Below are 23,589 nucleotides of genomic sequence, written 5' to 3' on the forward strand. Positions count from 1 at the left end.
GAATCGACATGGGATCGGCACACATGGCGGTCACCCGCCCCGCACCCGGCGCCGCCGAGATCGCGATCGCGGGTGACGTCACCGCCGCCTGCGAAGACGACCTCATGACCGCTCACGAAGAGGCCTCCGACGCCGGCGCGACCGTCATCGTCCTGGACTTCGCGCAGATGGAGTACATGAACAGCGGCGGCATCGGCATGCTCGTCACCCTTCTCGTCCGCGCGCAGCGACGCCAGCAGCGCATCGCCGCCGTGGGACTCACCGACCACTACCGGCAGATCTTCGAGCTGACCCGGCTCGATGAGGCGATCGTGCTCCACGACGACACCGCCTCGGCGCTCCGCGCGCTCGCCCCGAAGGAGGGACGGTGATGGACGGACCGGTCGGGAACGGGCCGCGGGATGCGGCGAACTGGGCCCGGAAGGTCGACCGCCTTCAGGTCACCGATCCGGCCGAGCCTCACGGCTACAACATCCAGGGCAAGCGCGTGGCGGGTCCGATGAACGGCTTCGGCCGGCTCTGGCAGCGCACCTACCTCGCCGATCTGGGCACGACGGTCACGCCCGAGGCCGTCGTCGCCGACTGGCGCGCGCATTTCGGCGATTACTGGCCCCGTATGGGTCGCTTCCACAGTTCGTTCTCCACCATCCAGCCGGGGGATGTCACCGCGCTCACCGCGGGCGGGGTGACCACCGGGATCATGGTCCTCTACGCCGACGACACGTCGTTCACCTTCCTCACCCCGGAGGGACACATGTTCGCGGCGATGATCACGTTCTCGGCGGAGAAGGACACCGCCGATGAGGATGCCGCGGAGCGGACGATCGCGCGGATCTCGATGCTCCTGCGCTGCTCCGATCCGCTCTTCGAGAGCATGTGGCCGCTCGCGCGACGCGGCGAAGACGTCTTCTGGCCGGGGGTCCTCCGCAACCTCGCCCACGCCCACGGGGTGACCGAGGTGACGATCACCGAGCGGACGGTCTGCGTGGACCGTCGACGCCTCTGGGCCAACTGGCGGAACATCCGGCACAACAGCGGTATCCGCACGGTGGTCCACGCGCTCTCCGCGCCGATCCGTCGCACCCGGGCGGAAAGGGCGACCTGATGGCGGCGCGTGAAGTCGTACGGCGGGCGGGCATCCTGATGCTCTTCGCCGGCTATCTTGCGCTCTGCGGGCTGACGATCGCCTCGACGGGCGAGACCTGGAGCCTCGTGGCGTGGGGAGGGTTCGCCGTCGTCGGGGCACTCCTGCTCCTCCGCCGCTCGGGCAATGCGATCGGGCGCATCCTCCTCGGGCTCGCCCTCTACTGGGGCCTCTACGGGGCGTTCACTATTCCGAGGGTCGCCGAGGAGCTGCCGGCCGTCTTCGAGCTCGCGCTGTCCTCCCTCGGGTACGGAGTGTGGATGCTGCTTCCCGTCCTCATCGTCGTGTTCCCCACGGGGCGGGTGACCACGAGGCTGGACATGATCGTGACGGTTCTCGCGCTGGGCGTCGTCGGGGTCGTCGTGACCGCCGCGGCGATCCATCCCGGCCCCCTGGCCTTCTCGGAGCGGCCGAACCCCCTCGGCATTCCGGCGGCGGCCCCGCTGTCGACGGTCATCCTCGGCGACGACACCTTCCTGGCGGTACCTCTCGTCGGCGCCGTCGCCCTGGTGGACCTCGTCCTCCGGTGGCGACGAGCGGACGGACCGACGCGGCTGCAGTTCCGGTGGCTGGCGTACGGAACCGCCGTCACCGTGCTCATCCTCGGCAGCTCGCTGCTGTTCGAGGATCCGCCGCCCGTCGTGACGGTGGCGTTGACCCTCGGGATCAACGCGATCCCCGTCGCGATCTGGATCGCCGTGACGCGGCACGGGCTCTACGAGATCGGCCGGGTCGTCTCGCGGACGGTCTCGTATGCGATCGTGACCGCCGTCGTCATCGGCATCTACGTGGTGGCGGTCACCTCGACGACGTGGCTGGTCCCCGACCTTCCCGCCCTCGGGGTCGCGGTGGCGACCCTGGCCGCGGCAGCGATCTTCCTCCCCGTCCTCCGCGTCGTGCAGCGTCGCGTCGACCGGCGCTTCGATCGCGAGCACTTCGACGCGCAGAAGACGGTCGACGGCTTCGGCGAGCGCCTGCGCACCGGCACCGACCCCGCCGCCACCGGCGACGATCTCCTCGCCGCGGTCGAGGGCACGCTCCAGCCGCGGACGGTCGGGATCTGGGTCGGGGGCGCGACGTGAGCACCGGTCCCCACCGCCGCGGGGTTCCCTGGGCGGCCGTCGTGGGTGCGACTTTAATCCTCGCGGCGATCACCCTCGTGGTCAGCGCCGTCGCCTCCGGCATCACGGCCGGCACCGTAACATCCGTTCTGATCACCGTCGTCGTGACCACCCCCTCGATCGTCGTGGGGGCACTTCTCCTTCTTCGCCGGCCGTTCCTGTGGGTCGGCGCCCAGCTCGTCGCCGTCGGTGCGGTGCCCTTGATCACCACCGTCTGGGCGATTCCCTTGTGGCTGGCCGACACCGTCTGGACTATCGTGCCGAGCGCGATCTCGTGGCCGTTCTGGCTCATCGCGCCGCTGCTTCTGGCGTTCACCTTCCCCGATGGCAGGGCGCTCTCGCGGTGGTGGCGGCTTGCCCTCTGGGCCGTTCCGGCGGTCGTCGCGGGGTGCCTCGCCGGCATCCTCCTGTCTCCGTCGGAGTGGCGGTACTCGGGGCTCGAACCGCCCCCGCTTCCCGGGGAAGCTGTAACGACCGCCGTCTCCGTCGTCAGCATGGCGGGGCTGCTGGGCGTCCTCGTGCTCGCCGTGATCTCGGTGCTCCTCCGCTATCGCCGCGGTGACGACGTCGAGCGCCTGCAGGTGCGGTGGCTGGGGCTCGGATTCCTCATCCTGCCGATCGGGATGGTCCTGGCGCTCGTCAGCGCGGCCCTGCTGGGTGAGGCCGCCGTCATCGGTTCGGTCTTCCTCGCAGCCACCGCCCTCGCTCTCCCGCTGGCCATCTGGGTGGCGGTGACCCGTCACGGTCTCTACGAGATCGCACGGGTGGTCTCGCGGACGGTGTCGTATGCGATCGTCACCGCCATGGTCGTCGGCATCTACGCGGTTGTCGTCACCTCGGTGACGTGGCTGCTCCCCGGCCTTCCGGCCCTCGGCGTGGCGCTTGCGACGCTGGTGGCCGCCGCCGCGGCGCTTCCGGCGCTGCGGCTCGTCCAGCGCCGGATCGACCGGCGGTTCGACCGCGCGCACTACGACGCGGACGAGGTCGTCGGGGCGTTCGGAGAGCGACTGCGCACCGGCACCGACCCCCTGACGACACCGGATGACCTCACGCGCGCCGTCGAGCGGACCCTTCAGCCGACCTCCATCGGCATCTGGACGACGGGGGCGCGGCGATGAGCGGGCGCCGTCGCACGGCCTCGCGGACGGCGGCGTGGCCGGCGATTGTGGTCGGCGGGCTGGTGTGCGCGATGCTCGCCGTGACGGCCGTCACCTCGTTCGTGCGAGATCGTCCAGGGCCCGAGTCGGCACCGTTCCTCGTCCTCCTCGCCGTCTTCGTCGGCGTCGGCTCGCTGCTGGCGTGGAAGCGCCCGGGCAATCCCATCGGGTGGCTGCTGCTGGTCATCCCGGGCCTGTTCGCCCTGGCAACGCCCGCGATGCTTCTCGGTGAGGCCCTGCTCGATCCGGCTCCCTCTGTCTCGGCCTGGCTCTTCTGGTACGGGTACGACCGGGAGGACACGTGGATCTGGCTGCCGCCGATCGGACTGCTGCTCACCCAGATCCCGCTGCGATTCCCCGACGGCGCCCTCCCCTCGCCGCGATGGCGGTGGTTCTCGTGGTTCACCATCATCACGCTCGTCGTGGTCAGCGCCGTGCTCTCCACCGCGTCGGCGGAGGTGTACCCCGGCGTTCCGAATCCCGTCCACAGCGGAGCCCTCCTCGGTGAGCCGGTCGCCATCGTGGTGTGCTTCGGCGCCCTCGCCGTCGCCTTCGTCGGATCTCTGGCGTCGCTCGCGGCCCGGTACCGGAGCGCGGGCGAGATGCAGCGTGCGCAGCTGCGGTGGATGCTGTGGGCGGTATGTCTCGTCGTGGTCATCCTGATCTCCAGCTGGGTCGTCGCAGACGACTGGGCGGGGGCGAACAGCCTCGTGCTCGTCTCGTACGGGCTGATCCCCGTCGCGATCGCGATCGCGGTGCTGCGCTACCGCCTGTACGAGATCGACCGGGTCATCTCTCGCACCTCGGCCTATGTGCTCGTCACCGCATCCGCGGTGTCGATCTACGCGCTGGTGGTCACGTCGGTTGCGTGGCTGCTGCCGGATGCGACGACACTCGGTGTGGCCCTGGCCACCCTGATCGCGGCGGCGGCCTTCCTGCCGCTTCTCCGCGTGGTACGTCGACTTCTCGACAGACGCTTCAACCGGACGCAGTACAACGCCGAACGCGTGGTCGACGCCTTCGGCGAACGCCTCCGGACCGGCGCCGACCCCCACACCGCGGCCTCCGATCTCGCCGACGCCGTCGACCGGACTCTCGAGCCTTCGGTCGTCGGCGTTTGGACGCGGCCGCAGGGGTCGTGACCTGATGGCGCCGCAGCGGCAGGTTCAGTTGATGATCTCGGCCCCACTCGCGGCGAGCGCGGCGAGGCGTTCGCGCCAGATCTCCCGCGCGTCCTGACTCAGTGGCGTCCAGTCACTGACCTCTTCGATCACGATGAGCGGCGAGTCCGATCGGTAGGACTGCGTCGGGTTGCCCGGGAACTTCTTGTCCGTGACGTTCGGGTCGTCCTCGAAATCCCCCGTCACCTCGACGCGGTAGACATGCGGCCGGGCATTCTCGGGCCCGAGCATCACGGCGAGCTCCGCCGCCAAGCCGGCGCCGTCCAGCGCGGCGGTGAAGTAGACGTGATTCATGATGACGTCGGAGCGGTAGTTCGAGGCGAACCCTGGGCTCAGGCGATCGCCCGGGGCCAGCTCCGCACGGGTGCCGTGGTAGAACGGTCCGTCGTGGAGGGGAGGATGCGCGGCCATCCGCCCATTATGAGCGCGCCGCCGGCGACCTGACAGACCCGACTCCGTCGGGTCGCCTTCGGCTCCCCTCCTCCTCGAGTCACAGCGCCATTGAACCGGAAAAAGAGCTCACCCTACGGGCGAGCTCTTTTCCGGTTGGTGGACCTGAGGGGATTCGAACCCCTGACCTCTTCATTGCGAACGAAGCGCGCTACCAACTGCGCCACAGGCCCGAGAACCTCCGTTACATTATCACCCCCGCCGGGCGACCGACGAATGCCGTCCGGCCCGCCCGGGGATCACGCGCCGGCGGCGCGACGCTCGAGCAGGCGACGAACGTGATCTTCGATCTCGGCGTCGTCGACGTAGCCCATCCGAGCGAAGTTCGGCCCCGGCTGCACGGCGCGCGCAGCGCGGGCGACCTCGATCGACGGGGGGCGCTGGGCCTCGGCGCGCATCCGCGCCGCTTCGGCGACCGCGGCCTGACGGAGCTCCTCGCGGGCGTCCTCGACGTCGCGCACCGCAGCGGCCTGCGAGCCCGCCGACACGGTGAGAGGCTTCGGCAGCTCGCGCGGTGCCCACACCGCCCGCTGACGGGAGGCCGGGAGCGCGACATCCTGCACCACCGGCGCCTGGCGGACGACGGGGACAGAGGATGCCGCAGACCTGCGTGCCACCCGCGCGGCGACGCGAGCCATCTGCGCCAGAACCGAGAGTGCCACCACGACGAGGCTCAATCCCCCGACGAGTGCGCCGGTCGATCCGGTCGACACGGTCAGCCAGGCGCCCCATCCGGCGAGACCCAGGCCACCCAGACCCAACGTCGTCGCAACAAGCCGCACGCGGCGCCGAGCGCGGGCCTGTCGGGCTTCGGGAGCAGCTTTGGCGGCGGCCTTCTCGGCGCGTGCCCGTTCGAGATCGACGCGGGCTTGTTCGAGTGCGGCCTCCTCGCGTTCGGCCATCGCGCGTTTGGCGAGCTTCTGCTGCGCTGCCGCCGTGCGGGCCGACAGCTCGAGGTGCACCTCGGCCGGCGTCTCACTCGTCTCTGCGAGGACGCGCAGGGCCTGGTTCAGTCGCACGGCGTTTCGTTCTGCGGCGTCGAACTGACGACGGCTGTGCCATGAGGGCAAGAGGTAGACCAGCCACAGCAGCACCGCCACGAGCACGATCACCCCGCCACCCAGCACCTGTCCGCCCATGCGCATAACGGTATGCGACACCGGCACCCCGGCCCGGCAAGGCGGTGCGTGTCGCGGTGTCTCATTCGGCTGCGCACGAAGAATGCTGCTGCCACGCCGGTCCGACCTCAGAAGGGTGCGGGTTCGTGGGGGTCGTCGGCGGGTTCGTCGGTGATTCGGAATTCGCCGGTGAAGGTGGTCCACTTCACCCACAGGTCGTCGGGGACGTCCTCCTCTGGGGAGAAATGCACCCCATGACCCGGTGGGTTGTCGGTGTAGACCCGCCCGGTGGGGGAGGTCCACTCGATGACCCCGCCGTCGAGTTGTTTCACCTTCCAGGCCGTGAACTGTTTCATGCTGTGGTGTCGTTGGCACAGGCAGCAGAGGTTGCAGATCTCGGTTCTCCCGCCGAGGGCGGCGTCGTGGTTGTGGTCGATCTCGCATTTTCGGGCGGGCATCCGGCATCCCGGCCACCGGCAGTGCTTGTCACGGCCCTTGAGGAACCGCATCATCGCCCCGGTCGGGCGGTACTGATCCACCGCCATCGTCAACCCGGTGATCGGATGGACGAGCAGCCGCTCCCACGTCCCGTCGCTGTTCCCGCGAGCAGCCGGGCGGTGTCCGCGTCGATCGGTCCCACCCCGGCAAGGTCACACGGGACGTCACTCTGCCCCATGAGCGCCATGACGGGGATCACGACCTGCACCTTCGCCGTGATCGCCCCGAGCCCACCGCTACCGTCGCCGCAACCGGTCGGCTCAAGGCTCGGGACAGCGGTGAGGAGCATATCGGCGAACAGGTCGGCGCGGACCTCGTCCAGAGACCGGGTGTCACCGGCTCCCGGTTCCCGAGAGGCGATGACCTCGTTCGCCTGATCAGTGACCCGCTGGAAGATCCCCTCCACCAGCACCGTGGAATGCACCGACCGCAGCTCCGACATCCCCTCCCCGATCGTGTAGCGGGTGATCTTCCGCTCCCGGTACGCCTCGGTGCGCCGGTCCGTGAGGGTTCGGGGGTGCAGGCGTTCGGCGAGGATCTCCAGATCCGCCCGGGCACGACCCGGGGTCTCGTCGAGGCAGATCTCCGCCGCGAGCTGATCGAACTCCCCCTTCACCTCCGGCGGTAACCGCCGCCCGACGTCCTCCACCACCGCGACATGCGCCCGCGTGATCAGCCCTTTCTCCCAGCAGTGCAGCGTCGCGGGATACTCGGTCACCAATGCGAACGCAGAATCGATCTGGCGCTGCACCGAACGATCCGACAATCGCACCGCCGCGGCGATCTCCGCCGCTACACCCCGGAGCGCCATGTCCCTGTCCCGCACCACCGCCGACGATCCCTCCGCGAGCCGTACCGCGAACGCGCCTGCCTCAGCCAGCGCCCGCGCCTGCTCCGCTTCCGCGGCAGCCAGCGCCGCCTGCGCGGCCTCCACCCGGCTCAGCACACCCGTCAGCTCAGACCGGTCCTCGTCACTGAGAAGGGTGAGGCGTGGGTTCGAACGCATGTATGAACTATGGCACCACCCTCCGACATTCACACTCGAAACCCTCAGCCACAGGTTGAAGCAGATTTGGCGACGGCAGAGCTGGCATCGGGACACCACGCACGCCGCGCGCGGCGGCACGAACCCCAGGCGGCACGAACCACAGGTTGAAGCAGATCGGCGACGACAGGGGTGGCACCCGGACACCAGGCAAGATCAGCCCCAGGCGGCACGAGCCCAACCAACCCGACCCGGGCCGATCGCGATCAGGCGTGCAACCGATCCGCGGGGGGAATCGTCGCCGCATCCTGCGGAACACGCCCTTCGAGCCACCGGGCAAGCACTCCCCCGGGAACGTCCTCGCGCACCAGCGCGAAGCAGTAGTGGTCGCGCCAGTCACCGTCGATGTGGATGTAGCGGCGCCTCAGACCCTCGTAGCGGAACCCGAGTTTCTCCACCACGCGCAGACTCGCGCGATTCTCGGGCCGGATGCAGATCTCCATCCGGTGCAGCCGCGCCTCGGTGAAGCACACGTCGGTGGCCAGCGCCACAGCGGTGGGCGTGATGCCACGTCCCGCGAACCGCTCGCTCACCCAGTACCCGATGGTGGCGGTCGCCAGAGACCCCCGCGCGATCCCCCACACATTGAGCTGTCCGGCGATCTCGCCGTTGTACTCCATGACGAAGGGGATGCCGGCGCCGTCGCGGTACTGCTGCAGCAGACGGCGGATGCCCGCGCGCATGTCGAACGACACCGGGCCGTCGGGGCTGGTGGCCTCCCACGGGCGAAGCCATGACCGATTGGTCAACAGCTCGTTCTGCACGACCCGCGCATCGCGCTGGCGGATGAGCCTGATCGCGATCGGGCCGTGGTGACGAGGGGCTGACAGGTCCACACACCCCCCTCGCTACGGCGATGATGCCGTGTGTCAGGTCACAGCTTCGCCGCGAACTCCTTGAACCAGGGACGCAGCTCCGGACCGAGGTCCTCTCGGTCGGCAGCGAGCTGCACGATGGCCTTGATGTAATCCACTCTATCGCCGGTGTCGTAGCGCCGGCCGCGGAACACCACGCCGTACACGCCGGGCCCGTCGGGGTCGGCGGCCATCTCCTGGAGGGCGTCGGTCAGCTGGATCTCGCCGCCCTTGCCGGGCTCGGTGCGCTCGAGGATGTCGAACACCGACGGCGACAGCACGTAGCGCCCGATGATCGCGAGATTGGACGGGGCGTCCTCCTTCGCGGGCTTCTCGACGAGGCCCGTGACCTTCACGACGCCGTCGTCGTCGGTGGCTTCGACCGCTGCCGCGCCGTAGAGGTGGATCGAGTCGGGGTCGACCTCCATGAGCGCCACGATCGCCGCGCCCCGCTTGGTGTGCTCCTCGAGCATTGTGGTCAGCAGGGGGTCGCGCTCGTCGATGAGGTCATCGCCCAGCAGCACGGCGAACGGGTGGTCGCCGACGTGGGCGCGCGCGCGCAGAACCGCGTGACCGAGACCCTTCGGCTCGCCCTGGCGGACGAAGTGGATGTCGGCGAGGTCGCTGGAGTGCTGCACCTTCGCGAGCTTGGAGTGATCGCCCTTGCGCTCGAGCGTGGATTCCAGCTCGGGAACGGAGTCGAAGTGGTTCGAGAGGTTGTTCTTGTTCCGGCCGATGATGATCAGCACGTCGTCGATACCGGCGGCGGTGGCCTCCTCCACGACGTACTGGATCGCCGGCTTGTCGACGACGGGGAGCATCTCCTTGGGCATGGCCTTGGTGGCGGGCAGGAAACGCGTTCCGAGTCCGGCGGCGGGGATCACGGCTTTGAAAGAGCTACGAGGCACGCCCCCGATTGTAGGGGGTCGATGTCTCGGGAAAGCGTGAGCCGCGCCCGACCGCCGGGATCCGCGCGAGCCGTCCGCCTAAGATCGACCCATGTCAGACGCGATCGCCGACGCCAAACGAGCGCTCCGCGCTGACCTGCGCGAGCGCCGGAACCTGATGTCGTCGACGGCCCGGGAAACCGCGGAACAGGGCATCACGGCCCAGCTGGACGCCCTGGTCGAACGCTTCGGCGTGAACTCGATGTCGTGCTTCCTCTCCACCACGACCGAGCCGGGCACGCGACGCTTCGTCTCCGAGGCGGTCCGCCGTGGCATCCGGGTGCTTCTTCCCATCACCCGCACCGACGGACTGCTGGACTGGTCGGTCGCCACCCCCGACCTCGACATCACCGAGGGGATGTACGGCCTGCCCGAACCGGTCGGCGACGTGCTCGGCCCCATCGCGGTGAACGACGTCGACCTTCTCGTCATCCCCGCCGCCGCTGTCGGGCAGGACGGCACGCGCCTCGGCTGGGGACGAGGCTTCTTCGACAAGACGATCGGGTCGATGGAGCGATGCCCCCCGGTCTACGCCGTGATCTACGACACCGAGCTGCTCGACGAGGTGCCGCGCGACGTGCACGACCAGCCGGTGTCGGGCGTGGTCACCCCGACGCGTACCATCGATCTCGCGACAACCCGACGCTGACGCGGCGCACCCTCGACGAAAGACACCGACATGCCCACCTACGCCTATGCCTGCAAGCAGTGCGGGCACCGCTTCGACGCCGTGCAGTCCTTCGCCGACCCGGCCTTGACGACCTGCCCCGAGTGCGACGGGCCGCTGCGCAAGGAATACGGCTCGATCGGCGTCACCTTCAACGGTTCGGGCTTCTACCGCACCGACTCTCGCGCCGGAGGCGGCGGAGAGTCGAAGAAGAGTGAGAGCGCACCGGCGAGTTCCGGTGGCGATTCGACCGGCTCTTCGCCATCATCGAAGTCCGAGGCGAAGGCCTCGCCCGCGTCCAGCGGTTCGTAGTCCGGCGGCAGCCGGCGAGGTCGGAAGGCACCATCGATGATCAAAGGCTTCAAGGAGTTCATCCTCCGCGGGAATGTGATCGATCTGGCCGTCGCCGTCGTCATCGGCGCCGCATTCACCGGCATCGTGAACATCCTGGTCACAGCCTTCATCAATCCCCTCATCGGGCTGGTCTTCCAGACCGGTGACCTCGACACCGCGTTCATGGTCGAGGTGCCCACCCTGCTCGGCGGCGTCTCGGTCTTCTCGTTCGGCGCCATCATCGCCGCGGTGATCAACTTCCTCGCCGTCGCCACCGTGGTCTACTTCGTCTTCGTCATGCCGATGAACCACTGGAAGAAGCGCCAGGAAGCACGCGCGGGCGCGGCGACCGAGGCCGCAGCCGACCCCGTGCCGACCGAGCAGGAGCTGCTCATGCAGATCCGCGACCTGCTCGCGGCGCAGCCGGGCGCCGGCGCAGGCGCCTCGCGCACCACTCCCCCGACGCCGTAGCGGCTTCGCCGCGGGCGCCGGTCAGTAGTGGGGCGGTTTCTCGCGCCGCATCCGTTCGTCATTCGGCCCGGAAAGACCATCGGATGCCGCCTCGGCGGCGTCATCGCGATCGTCGACGGCCGCGGGCTCGGCCACCGTATCGGGCGCAGGGGTCAGCCGCGCGCGACGCGAGCCTGGAACCCGTTCGATGCGCTGGCGGGGTTCGTCCTCGCTCACGGCATCACTCGATGAAGTCGACCGGCTGCGTGTCGGGGTCGGCCGTGACCGTGGGCGCGCCGAGCAGCTCGGCGATCCGGGCGGCCACTCCGGCCGGATCGCTGTAGAGGTCGAACGAGTGCACGCGGACGTAGTGCCATCCGAGGCGCCGCAGAATCTGCGGGCGAAGGCGCAGCGCTTCGCGGAGCGACTCGCCGCGGGTCTCGGGATCGGTCTCGGCGACAACCGCCTTGCCGTTGTACTGGGCGACCAGGGGCAGGAGCCCCCGGTACTGCACGTCGACCGAGACGCCCAGTCGACGGAGCTCGCGCGCCAGCGACCGGGTGAGAGGGTCGGCGAGGTCTTCCAAGCGCGCCTCGCGCGAGCGGGCGGCGATGCCGCCGAGGATGCCCATGAGGGTGGCCGCCCCGTGCTCGAGACGTCCCTCGTCGAACGCGGAGGGACGGATCGACGACACGATCACCATCGACCGGCGCGCGCGGGTCATGCCGACCGTGAGGAGACGCTCGCCGTCGGGGGTCGAGAGGTCGCCGAAGTCGCTGAGCACGCGACCGTGTTTGGTGAGGCCGAACCCGAGCGAGAAGATGACGCGGTCGCGGCTCTCGGCCACCGACTCCTCGAGGCTGAGCACGGCGAACGGCTCGGCGGTGTCGCGGCCGACGAAGTCCGCCACATCGGCTCGTCCGGCGAACGCCGCGCCGACCGCCGCGCGGATGCGCTCGGCGTGACGCCGCGAGGCGGTGACGACCATCAACGACTCCGACGCGCGGTTGACCGCGTGCTCGACCACCAGGGTGACCACGCGCGCCACCTCGGCGTCGGGGCTTTCGACGGCGCCGCTGATCGGGTCGGGAGCGCCCGTGCCGCCTTCGACGTAGTCGACGCTGAGACTTCCGCGACCGAGGTACGACCCAGCCCAGGGCAGCGACACGATCTCGCCGCCGTAGAAGGCGTCGTTGACGAGCGCCGCGAGGTCTTCTCCCCCGGCGCGGTAGCTGCGGGTGAGCGTCTCGACGGGGAACAGCTCGGAGAGCCGCACGAACACGCTCTCGTCGTCGAACGGCTCGTCAGGCGCGTCGGGGTCGTCGGTCGGTATGGCCGACGCCACCCGGAACGGCGTGGGCTTCTGCGTCACCGGGTCACCGAAGACCACCAGCTGCCCACCGCGCCGCAGCGCCGGTGTCGCCTCGGCGAGACAGAGCGCCCCGGCATCCGCAATGATCACCACGTCGAACCGGAGGGTGTCGGGAATCAGAGGCACGTCATAGGGCGAGGCCAGCCACACCGGCGCGAGGGCGCGGGAGAGGGTGGGAGCGGCGTCGAGGAACTGAGCGGGGCTGATGTCACCCGACTTCAGGGCGGTGCGGAGCGCCGCGGCCTCATCGGCTTCGTCGACGATGCCGATGCGCCACTGGGTGGCCAGCTGCGAAGCAAGGAGCGGGCCGGACGCGCCGGTGTGCGCCTCGTCGACGAGGCGGAAGTCGCGCTCGAGGCGATCCACGACCGCCGTGTTGGCGCCGAGGAGCGCGCGGTCGGTGCGCAGCAGGTACTCCAGCGCCGACTGCCACCAGGCCCATTCGAGCTCGGCGCCGACCTGCTGCTCGGGAACATGGCGCACCGACAGCTCGGTGAGGAGCGGGTCGAGGCCGAGCCCGGCCAGCTCCGAACGCAGGGTCGCCCGCTCGACGAGGTTGTCGAAGACATCCGACTCTGCGGCCAGCTCGGCGAGGGTGCGCACCAGCTGCGACACCGGGATCGACGCGAGCGCGTCGGCACCCGTGCGGCCGAGCACCTCATCGAGCTCCGCCAGGTCGGCATCGACCCGCTGCCACGCGACCTGGACGTCGGCCAGCCCGAAGGGCACCTCGGGGATGACGCCGGCCTCGACGTAGCGGTGCCATTCGGTGCGCTGCTGCTGCACGCGCAGCAGGGCCTCGTGCATGTCGACGATGTGCACTCCGGGGCGGATGTACTCCCGCGAGAGCCGCTTGAGTCGGCGGCGATTGGCCGCATTCATCGATGCGGCATCGCGTCGCGGACCGTGGGCCTGGATGAGCTCGCCCAGCGGTCGCTCGAACACGGTCGGGCTGAACCGGTCGAGCGAATCGCGGATGCCGGAGAGAAGGCGCAGCTGCACCCCGAGTTCGGCGACACTCTGGAACGGGCGCATGTGGGTCTGCCCGACCATGGCGTATCCGCGCTCGAGGAGGGCCGGCACGTCGGCGCGGTGGAGGCGGGCGGCGAGGCTGTGCGCGCGACGGGCGTCGGCGGTGGTGGCGAACGAGACGCCGAACCACGGCGAGTCGTGCGGGCCGAAGCGGAACTCGCCCAGCCGCGCGGCGGTGGCGAGCTTCGTCGCAGCCTCTCGGCGTTTCCCCGCCAGGCGGATGAGCGTACTGACGTCGAAGCGCGCGGCGGTCGACGGGGTGGGCTCGAGTGCCGAGAGCTCGGCGAGCCGGCGCAGCACGTCGAGGGTGCAGACGCCGAGGTCGGAGTGCGTGGTCGTGAGGGCGTGACGGTAGTCGCGCAGCACGGTCCGCAGCCGCACGAGGGCGTCATCGACCTCGGCCACAGCGGGCTTCTCGGCCTTCTCATTGCGCCCGATCGCGCGGATGAGGTCTCGACGCACGTGGCGGGGCGAGACGGTGAGGCCCGGCAGGCCCACCCCCGCGAGGCGGTGGCGAACGCCCTCGAGCGTGGCACGGCGAGCGCTCACGACCAGCACGCGGCGCCCCTCGCGAACGAGCGATCCGACGGCGTTGATGACCGTCTGGGTTCCGCCGGTGCCGGGGAGTGTATGCACGACCAGCGACTGGCCTGACGCGATCCGCGCGAGCACGCCCTCCTGCTCGGCGTCGGCATCGAGAAGCAGGGCGTCGGCGGCGGGAGGACGTTCGTCGGCGGGGAGGATCGAGGGGATCTCGCGACGGTGCATCACCCGTTCGCGATCGGCAGGATGCCCCGCCAGAGCGTTGAGCACAGGGTGATCGAGGTGGGCGGCGTCGCGCGACATCACCGAGGCGACGTCGGCGAAGGTCGACACCACCAGTCGGGGCTGCACGGCGACGTTCGGCAGCGAGGCGGTGAGGGCCCGCAGGTGGTCGATGACCGGCTGGGGCTTGAAGACGCCTCCGTCGTAAGCGAGTGCGGCGAGCGCCCGCGCATCGACGGTGATGCCGAAGTGGGTCTTCAGCGCCCGGATGAGCTCGGGGTTGACGTGGAACGAGCCGCGGAGCTTCAACTCGAAGTCGGAGTGGTGCCGCCGGATGGCGAGCGGGCGCAAGAGCACCGGTGCGGTGCACGCGAGCCCGCCCAGTCGCCAGGAGGCGAGGCCCACCGCGAGGTGCACGGCGTCGATTCCTCGCGAGGTGCGCAGTTCGACGTTCTTGGCGGTGATGCGCTCGGCGGCGAGCCGGGCGTTTCGCAACGCCACCTCGTCACGGAAGAGGCCCGAGAGCAGTGTCGAGCGTCCGGTGATGAACTGCGGGAGGCTCCCGGGGTGGGCCCCCGTGATCTCGATGCCCTCCTCGCGGGAGTCGCTGTAGTGCAGCAGGGTCGATCGTCCGCCCAGTTGCGACGCTTGGCGACGCAGGGTCTCCCGCGCGGGGTCGGCGATATGCGCGACCGTGACACCCGGCTCTGAGAGACCGAGGTCGCCGGGGTTCACGGCCGGACCGGACACGGTTCCTCCCCGGTTCTCCATGACATCGGACTCGACTCGCCACACGTCAGCCACACTAAGCGCCCGCCCCGTCAGGCGCCGTTAGGCGGGGCGGGTTTTCGCGGTATTGACGACACGCCGAGTGATCGGCCTTTCCTGCACAGGCGCCCCCGATGGCCGATCGCTCACAGATGACGCTCCGGCACCCGCGGGGCGCGGGCGCGACGGGCGAGGATGTGGTCATGATCGCCGCTCTCGCTCCCCGGTTCCTCCTGCACCCCTCCCCCGTCGGCGAGGTGCTGATCGTCGCGCGCGACGACGCCCTGCTCACGGTTCATCCGATCCACGGGCCGGCAGAGCCCGAGCTCGAGGGCCTCGCCCGCCGGTACGGCGATGTGGAGCCCGGTCCCGCGCATCCGCTCGCCCGCCGGGCGGCCGATCAGTTGGACGACTACTTCGCCCGCGAGCGCCGGGAGTTCGACCTCCCTCTCGACCTCGGTGCGACGACGGGCTTCACCCGGCTCGCGCTGGAGGCGATCCGGCAGATCCCCTACGGCGAGACCGCCGGATACGGCGAGGTGGCGATCGCGGCGGGAAGCCCCGGCGCGGCACGGGCGGTCGGCACCGCCTGCGCCCACACGCTTTTCTCCATCGTCATTCCGGTGCACCGGGTGGTGCGGTCCGACGGATCGCTCGGCGAGTACGGCGGCCATCCCGAGGTGAAGCGATTCCTCGTCGACCTCGAGCGCGCGACGGGCGTGTAGGCCGCCGGTCGCGCGCAGCGGCCCCGCGGGAGTTTCCTCTCCGCGGGGCCGCCAGGCCGTGGCATCCGGATCGAAGACGCCCTAGTGGTTGGTCGCCTTCTCGGCACCGAAGCCGGTCAGCGAGCGGACCTCCATCTCGGCCGCCTTGGTGCGGTTCTCCCCACCGCGCGAGGTGACCGATCCCAGCCAGCCGAGGAAGAACCCGAGCGGGATCGAGACGATCCCGGGGTTGTTCAGCGGCCAGATGGCGGTGCCCACCTTGAACACGCTCGTCTCCGAACCCCAGAAGACGGGCGAGAGCACGATGAGGATGATCGCGGCGGCGAGGCCCCCATACATGCTCCACACCGCGCCGCGCGTGGTGAAGTTCCGCCAGAACAGCGAGTACAGGATGGTCGGGAGGTTGGCCGATGCCGCCACCGCGAAAGCCAGCGCGACGAGGAACGCGACGTTCTGACCCTGCACCGCGATGCCGCCGAGGATGGCGAGGATGCCGATCACGATGACGGTGCGTCGGGCGACCTTCACCTCACCGTCGGGCGGCACGTTGCCCTTCTTCACCACGTTGGCGTAGATGTCGTGCGCGAACGACGCCGCCGCGGTGATGGTGAGCCCTGCGACCACCGCGAGGATCGTCGCGAACGCGACCGCGCTGATGAAGCCGAGGAGCAGCGGCCCGCCGAGTTCGAGCGCGAGCAGCGGCGCGGCCGAGTTGACCCCGCCGGGCGCCGAGGCGATCCGTTCCGGGCCGACGAGCGCCGCAGCGCCGTAGCCCAGCACGAGGGTGAGCAGGTAGAACAGGCCGATCAGCCAGATCGCCCAGACGACCGAGCGCCGCGCCTCTTTGGCCGTGGGCACCGTGTAGAAGCGCATCAGCACGTGCGGCAGACCCGCGGTGCCGAGCACCAGGGCGATCGCGAGGGAGATGAAGTCCCACGGGTTGCCGCCGTACTGCAGGCCCGGCCCGAGGATCGCGTCGGCGGGTTCGGTGACGGATGCGGCCACGGCGTTCTCGAGCAGCGTGTTAAGGCTGAATCCGTTGATCGCGAGCACCCAGATGGTCATGATCAGTGCGCCGCCGATGAGCAGGAACGCCTTGACGATCTGCACCCAGGTGGTGCCCTTCATGCCGCCCACCAGCACGTAGACGATCATGATGACGCCGACGACAGCCACGACGATCGACTGGCCCACTGTTTCGGTGATGCCGAGGAGCAGGGCCACCAGTCCGCCGGCTCCCGCCATCTGCGCGAGCAGATAGAAGAAGCACACCGCGAGCGTCGTGATCGCCGCCGCCATGCGCACGGGCCGCTCCTTCAGACGGAAGGAGAGCACGTCGGCCATCGTGAATTTGCCGGTGTTGCGCATCAACTCGGCGACCAGCAGCAGGGCGACGAGCCACGCGACGAGGAATCCGATGGAGTAGAGGAAGCCGTCGTATCCGTTGATGGCGATCGCGCCGCAGATACCCAGGAAGGATGCTGCGGAGAGATAGTCGCCCGAGATGGCGAACCCGTTCTGCGGCCCGGTGAACGACCGGCCGGCGGCGTAATAGTCGGCGGCGGTCTTGTTGTTCCTACTCGCGCGGATGACGATGAACAGCGTCACCGCGACGAAAGCCCCGAAGATCGAGATGTTCAGGATCGGATTGTTCTCGGCGGTGTCCACCGCGGCGCTGACGGCCGACCCGACCGAGGCGAAGAAGTCGTTCATGCGCCGGCCGCCTCTCGCTGCTCGAGTTCTTCGCGGATCTCCTCGGCGATGGGGTCCAGCTTCCTGTTCGCGAACGATACGTAAAGCATCGTGATGCCGAAGGTGGTGACGAATTGTCCGAGCCCGAGGAGCAGGCCGACGGTGATGTCACCCCACACGCGCTGCGACATGAAGTCCACGGCGAAAGACGACAGCAGCACGTAGGCGAAGTACCAGACGAGGAAGGCGATGGCGAAGGGGAAGATGAAGCTGCGTTGCCGCTTCTTCAATTCAACGAAACGCGGCGATTCCTCCACCGCAACGTAATCGATTCCACCCGGCGGGGCGGATTCGGTGCGTCGATCGGACATGTGGCCTCCTTGCACACAATCCCTGGGCGCGCGTCGCGCCGGTCCCGAACTGAAGACGCCCGCCGTCGTCGGAGAGCGCCTGCTATGGTCGACGCTACGAAAGGCGGCGACGCAGCCGTCACCCCCGGAAGTAGGTAGTTCGTGGTCGGTTCGTCGAACGCTCCGAGCGACGTGCAACTCGTTTCCCGTGCGGTGGGAGATCTGACTCGCCGCACCGGCTTCCCCGTCGCGTTCGGTGGCCTCTCGCGCGACGACGCGATCCACGTGTCGGCCATCTCCGGTGCCCGCACGCGCTACCTCGAGGGACTTGTCGTCCACCCGATGAAGGGGCTGGGCGGCCGCGCCTATGTGGAGAAGCGGCCGCGGCTTGCCCTGGATTACCGCACTGCGCGCAGCATCACGCACGACTACGACCGCGCGATCCTCGGCGAGGGGATCGCCACCCTGTTCGCGGTGCCGGTCCTCGTGTCAGGCAAACCGCGCGGCGTCATCTACTGCGGATCGTGGGGCGAACGCCGCGTCGGTGACGTCATCGCCCGCCCCGCCTTCCAGGTCGCCGAAGAGCTCGCGACCGAGCTCCGCGTGCGCGACGAGGTCGCGCGGCGACTGGAGACCTTCGCCCCGTCGCAGCTGCCCGCGGCCGCGATGCCCGCCGCGGCGCGCGAAGAGCTGCGGGAGAGCTACGCCGAACTGCGCAGCATCGCCGCCGGAGTGGATGACGACGGTCTGCGCCAGCGCTTGGCGCGCGTCGAGCAGCGGCTGGCCGCCCTCACCCACGACGAGACCGACCCGGCGATCGGCGACATCCACCTCTCCCCCAGGGAAACGGATGTTCTCGCCCGAGCTGCCCTCGGAGAAACGAACGCCGAGATCGGCGACACCCTGGGGCTGCGCGAAGCGACGGTGAAGTCGTATTTGAAATCGGCGATGGCGAAACTGGATGTCTCGACCCGCCATGCCGCAGTGATGCAAGCGCGTCGTGCGGGCCTTCTCCCCTGAAAAGCCGAAATTCCTCGGCGAAGCGCCTTTCGCGTCTTTGTCACCCCATAATGTGTGACCATGGCCCGAAAAATTGTGCATCAACTCGTCGACGATCTGGACGGAACCGTCCTCGAAGTCGGCGAAGGTGAAACCGTTCTCTTCTCTCTCGACGGCGTCGCGTATGAGATCGACCTCACCGTCGATAACGCCGCCGAATTCCGTAACGCATTGTCGCGATATGTGGATGCCGCCCGCTCGGTGTCGACCGGTCGGCAGGCCGAATCCGCGGCATCCCGCAAGCGCCGTCGCACCGGACAGGCCGACTACACCGCCGTTCGTCAATGGGCGAAGGAACGCGGAATGTCGGTGTCGGAGCGGGGGCGTATTCCGGCGTCGGTGATGGAAGCGTACGAGGCAGCGAATTAGGCGCATCCAGTCCTTCCGGCGGGATCGCGGCTCTTTCCGTGTTTCGTGGGGATCGGGTTGGAGAACGCTGGGTATCGGCGCTCTCGCTTGCGATTGGGCGTGATTCTCGGAAGCGTGGCTGACTCCACCACGGAAGGAGAAGCACATGCTCACTCTCACCGAGAACGCAGCCACCGCCGTCAAGGCTGTGGTCGCAGGCACCCCCGACGTCCAGGCCGCAGGAATCCGCATCCGCGGAGCCGAGGCACCCACCGCCGGCTTCGAACTGACCCTGGCCCCGCAGCCCGAGCCTGCGGACGCCGTCGTCGAAGCGGACGGCGCTCGCGTCTTCCTCGACAGCACCGCTCAGGCGGCGCTGGACGACCAGGTCCTCGACGCGCAGATGAACGAGGACGGCTCGGTGCGCTTCGCCCTCGCGGCGCAGGCGTAACGACCTGAAGTTTGACGACGGGCCTCGGTGCACACGCACCGGGGCCCTTGTCGTCGGCGGATAGACTCTGTTCGCCAGCCTCTGTAGCTCAATGGAAGAGCAGTTGCGTCCTAAGCAAACGGTTGGGGGTTCGAGTCCCTCCAGGGGCACGTTGTGGTGAGGGTTCGGCCCTGAGGATCCGTAATCATCGGAGCGCATCCGGCTCTTAACCAGTCTTCAGCTGAAGATCCGCACGCACCTCGCGGTTACCGCGGGAACGTTTGGGGCTGGTAGGGAGAAGATGTGGTCACGGGTGAACTGAGGCGTCAGGTCGACAAGGTGTGGGACGCCTTCTGGTCGGGCGGGATCGCGAACCCGGTCGAGGTGATCGAGCAGATCACCTACCTGCTGTTCATCAAGCGCCTTGACGATCTGCAGCTGCTCGCCGAGAAGAAGGCCGCCCGATTCGGCGAAGAGGTCGAGAACCCGGTCTACCCCGACGGCTACGACAGCGACGCGCCCGGACGCCGTCCGTACGCCGACCTGCGGTGGAGCCGGTTCACGAACTTCGCGCCGGCCGAGATGTTCGAGGTCGTCTCCGAGCACGTCTTCCCCTGGCTGCGCCGCCTCGGCGCCGAGGGCTCGAGCTACGCCCGCAACATGCGCGATGCGCGGTTCACCATTCCGACTCCCGCGCTGCTGACCAAGGTTGTCGACCTGCTCGCCGAGATTCCGATGGAAGACCGCGACACGAAGGGCGACATCTACGAGTACATGCTCATGAAGCTGTCGACGAGCGGCACGAACGGCCAGTTCCGCACCGCGCGGCACATCATCCAGCTCATGGTCGACCTCACCGAGCCCCGGCCCGACGACCGCATAATCGACCCCGCGGTCGGCACCGCCGGCTTCCTGGTGACCGCCGAGGAATACTTGCGCGCGCACCACCCCGAGATTTGGTCGGATGCCGCCACCCGGTCCCACTTCAACGGCCCGATGTTCACCGGCTACGACTCGGATGCCGCCATGGCCCGCATCGCGAGCATGAACATGCTGCTGCACGGCGTCGAGAACCCGACGATCGAGCGGGCTGACTCGCTCACCGAGGGCCACCCCAGCGACGACAGCTACACGCTCGTGCTCGCCAATCCCCCGTTCGCGGGCTCGCTCGACGACGAGACGGTCGCGAAGGACCTGCAGAAGGTCATTAAGACTCGCAAGACCGAGCTTCTCTTCCTCGTTCTCATGATCCGGATGCTGCGCAACGGCGGCCGCGCGGCCGTCATCGTTCCCGAGGGCGTGCTGTTCGGATCGTCGAACGCCCACAAGGCGGTGCGAAAGCTCCTCGTCGATGATCACAAGCTGGATGCCGTCATCAAGCTGCCGAGCGGAACATTCAAGCCCTACACCGGTGTCTCGACCGCGATCCTGCTGTTCACGAAGACCTCGTCGGGCGGTACGGATCAGGTCTGGTTCTACGACGTGCGCGCCGACGGCATGACCCTCGACGACAAGCGCACCCCGATCGAGGCGAACGACCTGCCTGATGTGGTCGCGCGCTGGCGGGCGCGGGATGCCGAGGCCGCGCGCTCTCGCACCAACCAGAGCTTCCTCGTGCCGAAACAGGAGATCGTCGACAACGGCTACGACTTGAGCCTGAACCGCTACAAGGAGCTCGAGATCGAGGAGGTCGAGCACCGCTCACCCGCCGAGATCCTCGACGAACTCGACGCGATCGAGGTCGAGATCCAGGACGGGCTGAAGCGTCTGCGGGAGATGCTCGCGTGACCTGGGAGACAGTACCGCTGGGAAGGCTGGCGTCGCTGAACCCACGAAGCGACTCGAACATCGAGCCAGGAACGTTCCTGGGCATGGCGGACGTCTCCGAGAACGGTACGACCTCGACAGGGATCCGCGTCGAGCCCCGAGATCTCAAGTCGGGATACACGCCCTTTCGAGACCGCGACATCCTGGTCGCGAAGATCACGCCGTGCTTCGAGAACGGAAAGATCGCTCAAGCCACCCTTCCCACGAAGCTCGGTTGGGGGTCAACAGAGTTCCACGTGGTTCGGCCTCACGCGGACGCCCTCCACGACCGCTATGCGTTGCACTATCTCCGTACTTCGTTGGTCCGCGCGAATGGGACGCTCCGTATGACCGGCAGCGCTGGGCAGCGGCGCGTTCCGGTGTCATTCCTGCAGTCCCTCGAGATGCCCCTCCCCCCCCTCCCTGAGCAGCGCCGCATCGCCGCGATCCTCGACGAGGCCGACGCCGTCCGCTCGACAGCCATGAGACTCACCCGGGCGAGCGCGTCAATTTCCGAGTCCGCGTTCCGGGAACTCGAGATGACTCTCAGTGGCAGAGATGTCGTGCCGCTCTCCGAGATCGCCACGGTTGGCTCGGGCATCACGAAAGGCCGCAAGGCGCCCCCGGCTGGGCTCGTCGAGGTTCCGTACATGACCGTCGCGAACGTCCAGGACAAACGTCTCGACTTGTCGAACGTGAAGACGATCGAAGCCAGCGAAGCGGAGATTGAGCGATATCGGCTCCTCACGAATGACCTGCTTCTGACTGAAGGCGGCGATCCGGACAAGCTCGGCCGCGGCGTTGTGTGGAACTCGGAACTTCCGGTCAGCATTCATCAGAACCACGTATTCCGCGTCCGAAGGATCGATCCTTCTATAGACATGACATGGCTGAGCTGGGAGATCGGTAGTGACTACGGGAAGCGTTACTTCCTGCGCGCGGCCAAGCAGACGACGGGTATCGCGACGATCAACTCGAGTCAACTGCGAAGTTTCCCTGTGAGGGTGCCGTCCAAGGTCGCCATCGCGGCCTTCAGAGAGCGACTCGATCGATCCGAAGCGCTGGAGGCGACATCAGCGCGTCGGGTCGACGCATTTGCAACCCTTTTCGCCTCCCTTCAGCACCGCGCATTTCGAGGAGAATTGTGACCGACGCAGCATCCGCCTACACGCCCGTCTCGACGATCCCCCGCTGGCCGGGCTTCATCCGCCCGCTGCTCGAAGTGCTCTCCGACGGGCAGACCTGGCGCAAGCGTGACATGGAGCGGGCGATCGCCGACCGCGCTGGGCTCAACGAAGAACAGCTCGAAGAGGTGCTCGACTCCGGTCAGCTGCGCGCCTGGAACCGCATCGGATGGGCTACCTCGGCGCTGCGTCGCGCCAAGCTCATCGAGGCTCCGGTTCGCGCGCAGTTCCGCATCACTCAGGCTGGCCGCGACCTGCTGGCGCAGCATCCGGGAGACATCTCGGAGCACGTCATCAAGTCACTCCCGGCCTACAACGACTACGTGCCCGTCAAGGGCAAGACGACCTCGAGCGATGACGCTCCGCCGATCGTCGACCTCGACGAGACCGACCCCGATGAGCTGATCAGCTCGGGCATCCGGCTGATCAACGAAGACACGAAGTCCACCCTGCTCACGCGCCTCAAAGAGAGCGACCCGTACGATTTCGAGCGCGTGGTCCGCGAACTGCTCGTGAAAATGGGCTACGGCCGCGACGGCAGGATGACGCCGCTCAAAGGTTCCGGTGATGGGGGCCTGGATGGCGTGATCGACCGCGATGAACTCGGGCTCAGCAAGATCTACGTGCAGGCCAAGCGCTACGCCGAGGCGACAATCGGTCGACCGAAGGTGCAGGAGTTCGTCGGGGCCCTCGCCACGCGTGGCGCGAACGTCGGGGTCTTCTTCACGACAAGCCGGTTCAGCGCCGAAGCCGTTGACGCCGCCCAGCGGGTTCCGCAAGAAATCGCACTCGTCGACGGCAATCGGCTGACTGAACTGATGATTCGACACCGCGTGGGAGTACAGATCGCCCGCCAGATCGAGATCGTCAAGGTCGACGAGGACTTCTTCGCCGGCGAGTGAGCACCACGCGCGGCTAGCGGAGCGCTCACGGATTCGACTCGAGCCACCGGTGCCATGCCCGGGAGGGGCCGGCGCCGGGCAAGACAGCGACAGGCCCGCTCGAGGACCGGGAACCGCGCAGCGGTTCTCGCACGCCCGGGCAGCCGCTGTTGGCTAGCATGACGGAAGGCAGGGGCTGAGCCTGTCGCAGG

The 23,589-nt window shown here is 68.5% G+C and carries 25 protein-coding genes and 2 tRNA genes; 16 read left to right on the forward strand and 11 right to left on the reverse strand.

Annotation, left to right across the window (positions count from 1 at the left end; genetic code table 11):
• The first annotated feature begins 8 nt into the window (after positions 1–8).
• Genes V6S02_RS09310 through V6S02_RS09330 form a run of 5 tightly spaced genes read left to right on the forward strand, consistent with a single transcriptional unit; the run spans position 9 to position 4,564 of the window.
• On the forward strand, positions 9–371 hold the full coding sequence (locus tag V6S02_RS09310) for an STAS domain-containing protein (protein ID WP_336400609.1): 363 nt from the start codon (positions 9–11) through the stop codon (positions 369–371).
• Positions 368–1,105: a hypothetical protein gene (locus V6S02_RS09315; RefSeq protein ID WP_336400610.1), complete on the forward strand. Its 738-nt coding sequence runs from the start codon at positions 368–370 to the stop codon at positions 1,103–1,105. Before V6S02_RS09310 ends, V6S02_RS09315 begins: the two co-directional genes overlap by 4 nt.
• Complete coding sequence (locus tag V6S02_RS09320; RefSeq protein ID WP_336400611.1) at positions 1,105–2,226, forward strand: hypothetical protein; 1,122 nt, start codon at positions 1,105–1,107, stop codon at positions 2,224–2,226. The genes V6S02_RS09315 and V6S02_RS09320 overlap by 1 nt, the downstream gene beginning before the upstream one ends.
• Entirely contained in the window at positions 2,223–3,383 is a 1,161-nt protein-coding gene (locus V6S02_RS09325; protein WP_336400612.1) for a hypothetical protein, read from the forward strand. Before V6S02_RS09320 ends, V6S02_RS09325 begins: the two co-directional genes overlap by 4 nt.
• Positions 3,380–4,564 carry a hypothetical protein gene (locus tag V6S02_RS09330; protein ID WP_336400613.1) on the forward strand — a complete coding sequence of 395 codons (1,185 nt, stop codon included), beginning with the start codon at positions 3,380–3,382 and terminating at the stop codon, positions 4,562–4,564. The genes V6S02_RS09325 and V6S02_RS09330 overlap by 4 nt, the downstream gene beginning before the upstream one ends.
• 24 nt (positions 4,565–4,588) lie before the next feature.
• Here V6S02_RS09330 and arr read toward each other — a convergent pair whose 3' ends face one another.
• From arr to galU, 7 genes are all read right to left on the reverse strand, one after another.
• On the reverse strand, positions 4,589–5,014 hold the full coding sequence (gene arr, locus V6S02_RS09335) for an NAD(+)--rifampin ADP-ribosyltransferase (RefSeq protein WP_336400614.1): 426 nt from the start codon (positions 5,012–5,014) through the stop codon (positions 4,589–4,591).
• A gap of 136 nt (positions 5,015–5,150) precedes the next feature.
• A tRNA-Ala gene (locus tag V6S02_RS09340) sits at positions 5,151–5,226 on the reverse strand.
• Positions 5,227–5,292: 66 nt separating this feature from the next.
• Positions 5,293–6,192: a large exoprotein gene (locus V6S02_RS09345; RefSeq protein ID WP_336400615.1), complete on the reverse strand. Its 900-nt coding sequence runs from the start codon at positions 6,190–6,192 to the stop codon at positions 5,293–5,295.
• A 107-nt stretch (positions 6,193–6,299) separates the two neighbouring features.
• Positions 6,300–6,716: an HNH endonuclease gene (locus V6S02_RS09350; protein WP_336400616.1), complete on the reverse strand. Its 417-nt coding sequence runs from the start codon at positions 6,714–6,716 to the stop codon at positions 6,300–6,302.
• Between the two features lie 2 nt (positions 6,717–6,718).
• Positions 6,719–7,675, reverse strand: a complete 957-nt coding sequence (locus tag V6S02_RS09355) for a DUF222 domain-containing protein (protein ID WP_336400617.1) — start codon at positions 7,673–7,675, stop codon at positions 6,719–6,721.
• 245 nt (positions 7,676–7,920) lie between these two features.
• Positions 7,921–8,550 (reverse strand): GNAT family N-acetyltransferase, encoded by a 630-nt coding sequence (locus V6S02_RS09360; protein ID WP_124293725.1) that lies wholly within the window; start codon positions 8,548–8,550, stop codon positions 7,921–7,923.
• A gap of 38 nt (positions 8,551–8,588) precedes the next feature.
• Positions 8,589–9,476, reverse strand: a complete 888-nt coding sequence (gene galU, locus V6S02_RS09365) for a UTP--glucose-1-phosphate uridylyltransferase GalU (protein ID WP_124293726.1) — start codon at positions 9,474–9,476, stop codon at positions 8,589–8,591.
• A 91-nt stretch (positions 9,477–9,567) separates the two neighbouring features.
• On the opposite strand from galU, the gene V6S02_RS09370 reads away from it, so the two are divergent.
• From V6S02_RS09370 to mscL, 3 genes are read left to right on the forward strand one after another with little or no spacing between them, the layout of a single operon-like run.
• The gene (locus V6S02_RS09370) at positions 9,568–10,164 is read left to right on the forward strand and encodes a 5-formyltetrahydrofolate cyclo-ligase (RefSeq protein ID WP_336400618.1); all 597 of its coding nucleotides are present in this window, start codon (positions 9,568–9,570) and stop codon (positions 10,162–10,164) included.
• Between the two features lie 30 nt (positions 10,165–10,194).
• On the forward strand, positions 10,195–10,494 hold the full coding sequence (locus V6S02_RS09375; RefSeq protein WP_124293728.1) for an FmdB family zinc ribbon protein: 300 nt from the start codon (positions 10,195–10,197) through the stop codon (positions 10,492–10,494).
• Between the two features lie 36 nt (positions 10,495–10,530).
• The gene (gene mscL, locus V6S02_RS09380) at positions 10,531–10,986 is read left to right on the forward strand and encodes a large conductance mechanosensitive channel protein MscL (RefSeq protein WP_336400619.1); all 456 of its coding nucleotides are present in this window, start codon (positions 10,531–10,533) and stop codon (positions 10,984–10,986) included.
• Positions 10,987–11,007: 21 nt separating this feature from the next.
• On the opposite strand, the gene V6S02_RS09385 is transcribed toward mscL, so the two are convergent.
• On the reverse strand, positions 11,008–11,202 hold the full coding sequence (locus V6S02_RS09385) for a hypothetical protein (protein WP_124293730.1): 195 nt from the start codon (positions 11,200–11,202) through the stop codon (positions 11,008–11,010).
• A 4-nt stretch (positions 11,203–11,206) separates the two neighbouring features.
• The gene (locus V6S02_RS09390; RefSeq protein WP_336400816.1) at positions 11,207–14,905 is read right to left on the reverse strand and encodes an AAA family ATPase; all 3,699 of its coding nucleotides are present in this window, start codon (positions 14,903–14,905) and stop codon (positions 11,207–11,209) included.
• 200 nt (positions 14,906–15,105) lie between these two features.
• On the opposite strand from V6S02_RS09390, the gene V6S02_RS09395 reads away from it, so the two are divergent.
• The gene (locus V6S02_RS09395) at positions 15,106–15,627 is read left to right on the forward strand and encodes a methylated-DNA--[protein]-cysteine S-methyltransferase (protein WP_336400620.1); all 522 of its coding nucleotides are present in this window, start codon (positions 15,106–15,108) and stop codon (positions 15,625–15,627) included.
• Positions 15,628–15,708: 81 nt separating this feature from the next.
• Here the strand turns inward: V6S02_RS09395 and V6S02_RS09400 are convergent, their stop codons facing one another.
• Both V6S02_RS09400 and V6S02_RS09405 read right to left on the reverse strand, forming a co-directional pair.
• A complete protein-coding gene (locus V6S02_RS09400; protein ID WP_124293732.1) occupies positions 15,709–17,340 on the reverse strand; it encodes a solute symporter family protein in 1,632 nt (543 codons plus the stop codon).
• Positions 17,337–17,690 carry a DUF485 domain-containing protein gene (locus V6S02_RS09405; RefSeq protein WP_336400621.1) on the reverse strand — a complete coding sequence of 118 codons (354 nt, stop codon included), beginning with the start codon at positions 17,688–17,690 and terminating at the stop codon, positions 17,337–17,339. Before V6S02_RS09405 ends, V6S02_RS09400 begins: the two co-directional genes overlap by 4 nt.
• Positions 17,691–17,861: 171 nt before the next feature.
• Between V6S02_RS09405 and V6S02_RS09410 the strand changes: the two genes are divergently transcribed.
• From V6S02_RS09410 to V6S02_RS09440, 7 genes are all read left to right on the forward strand, one after another.
• Positions 17,862–18,689, forward strand: a complete 828-nt coding sequence (locus tag V6S02_RS09410; RefSeq protein WP_336400622.1) for a LuxR C-terminal-related transcriptional regulator — start codon at positions 17,862–17,864, stop codon at positions 18,687–18,689.
• 60 nt (positions 18,690–18,749) lie between these two features.
• On the forward strand, positions 18,750–19,097 hold the full coding sequence (locus V6S02_RS09415) for a histone-like nucleoid-structuring protein Lsr2 (RefSeq protein WP_124294518.1): 348 nt from the start codon (positions 18,750–18,752) through the stop codon (positions 19,095–19,097).
• A 145-nt stretch (positions 19,098–19,242) separates the two neighbouring features.
• A complete protein-coding gene (locus V6S02_RS09420; protein ID WP_124293736.1) occupies positions 19,243–19,527 on the forward strand; it encodes a Fe-S cluster assembly protein HesB in 285 nt (94 codons plus the stop codon).
• 77 nt (positions 19,528–19,604) lie between these two features.
• Positions 19,605–19,676, forward strand: a tRNA-Arg gene (locus tag V6S02_RS09425).
• A gap of 133 nt (positions 19,677–19,809) precedes the next feature.
• Positions 19,810–21,294: a type I restriction-modification system subunit M gene (locus tag V6S02_RS09430; RefSeq protein ID WP_336400623.1), complete on the forward strand. Its 1,485-nt coding sequence runs from the start codon at positions 19,810–19,812 to the stop codon at positions 21,292–21,294.
• Positions 21,291–22,460 (forward strand): restriction endonuclease subunit S, encoded by a 1,170-nt coding sequence (locus V6S02_RS09435; protein ID WP_336400624.1) that lies wholly within the window; start codon positions 21,291–21,293, stop codon positions 22,458–22,460. The genes V6S02_RS09430 and V6S02_RS09435 overlap by 4 nt, the downstream gene beginning before the upstream one ends.
• A complete protein-coding gene (locus V6S02_RS09440) occupies positions 22,457–23,398 on the forward strand; it encodes a restriction endonuclease (protein WP_336400625.1) in 942 nt (313 codons plus the stop codon). The genes V6S02_RS09435 and V6S02_RS09440 overlap by 4 nt, the downstream gene beginning before the upstream one ends.
• Positions 23,399–23,589 lie beyond the last annotated feature (191 nt).

This window comes from Microbacterium sp. CCNWLW134 (assembly GCF_037083565.1).
In the GTDB taxonomy this organism is placed as follows: Bacteria; Actinomycetota; Actinomycetes; order Actinomycetales; family Microbacteriaceae; genus Microbacterium.

Bases quoted from the DNA above. Each gene is read 5' to 3' on its own strand.
- V6S02_RS09310 (WP_336400609.1), top strand. From the start codon at position 9: ATGGGATCGGCACACATGGCGGTCACCCGCCCCGCACCCGGCGCCGCC.
- V6S02_RS09355 (WP_336400617.1), bottom strand. From the start codon at position 7,675: ATGCGTTCGAACCCACGCCTCACCCTTCTCAGTGACGAGGACCGGTCT.
- V6S02_RS09375 (WP_124293728.1), top strand. From the start codon at position 10,195: ATGCCCACCTACGCCTATGCCTGCAAGCAGTGCGGGCACCGCTTCGAC.
- V6S02_RS09350 (WP_336400616.1), bottom strand. From the start codon at position 6,716: ATGGCGGTGGATCAGTACCGCCCGACCGGGGCGATGATGCGGTTCCTC.
- arr (WP_336400614.1), bottom strand. From the start codon at position 5,014: ATGGCCGCGCATCCTCCCCTCCACGACGGACCGTTCTACCACGGCACC.
- V6S02_RS09320 (WP_336400611.1), top strand. From the start codon at position 1,105: ATGGCGGCGCGTGAAGTCGTACGGCGGGCGGGCATCCTGATGCTCTTC.
- V6S02_RS09345 (WP_336400615.1), bottom strand. From the start codon at position 6,192: ATGGGCGGACAGGTGCTGGGTGGCGGGGTGATCGTGCTCGTGGCGGTG.
- V6S02_RS09415 (WP_124294518.1), top strand. From the start codon at position 18,750: ATGGCCCGAAAAATTGTGCATCAACTCGTCGACGATCTGGACGGAACC.
- V6S02_RS09400 (WP_124293732.1), bottom strand. From the start codon at position 17,340: ATGAACGACTTCTTCGCCTCGGTCGGGTCGGCCGTCAGCGCCGCGGTG.
- mscL (WP_336400619.1), top strand. From the start codon at position 10,531: ATGATCAAAGGCTTCAAGGAGTTCATCCTCCGCGGGAATGTGATCGAT.
- V6S02_RS09370 (WP_336400618.1), top strand. From the start codon at position 9,568: ATGTCAGACGCGATCGCCGACGCCAAACGAGCGCTCCGCGCTGACCTG.
- V6S02_RS09330 (WP_336400613.1), top strand. From the start codon at position 3,380: ATGAGCGGGCGCCGTCGCACGGCCTCGCGGACGGCGGCGTGGCCGGCG.
- V6S02_RS09405 (WP_336400621.1), bottom strand. From the start codon at position 17,690: ATGTCCGATCGACGCACCGAATCCGCCCCGCCGGGTGGAATCGATTAC.
- V6S02_RS09390 (WP_336400816.1), bottom strand. From the start codon at position 14,905: ATGGAGAACCGGGGAGGAACCGTGTCCGGTCCGGCCGTGAACCCCGGC.
- V6S02_RS09395 (WP_336400620.1), top strand. From the start codon at position 15,106: ATGATCGCCGCTCTCGCTCCCCGGTTCCTCCTGCACCCCTCCCCCGTC.
- V6S02_RS09420 (WP_124293736.1), top strand. From the start codon at position 19,243: ATGCTCACTCTCACCGAGAACGCAGCCACCGCCGTCAAGGCTGTGGTC.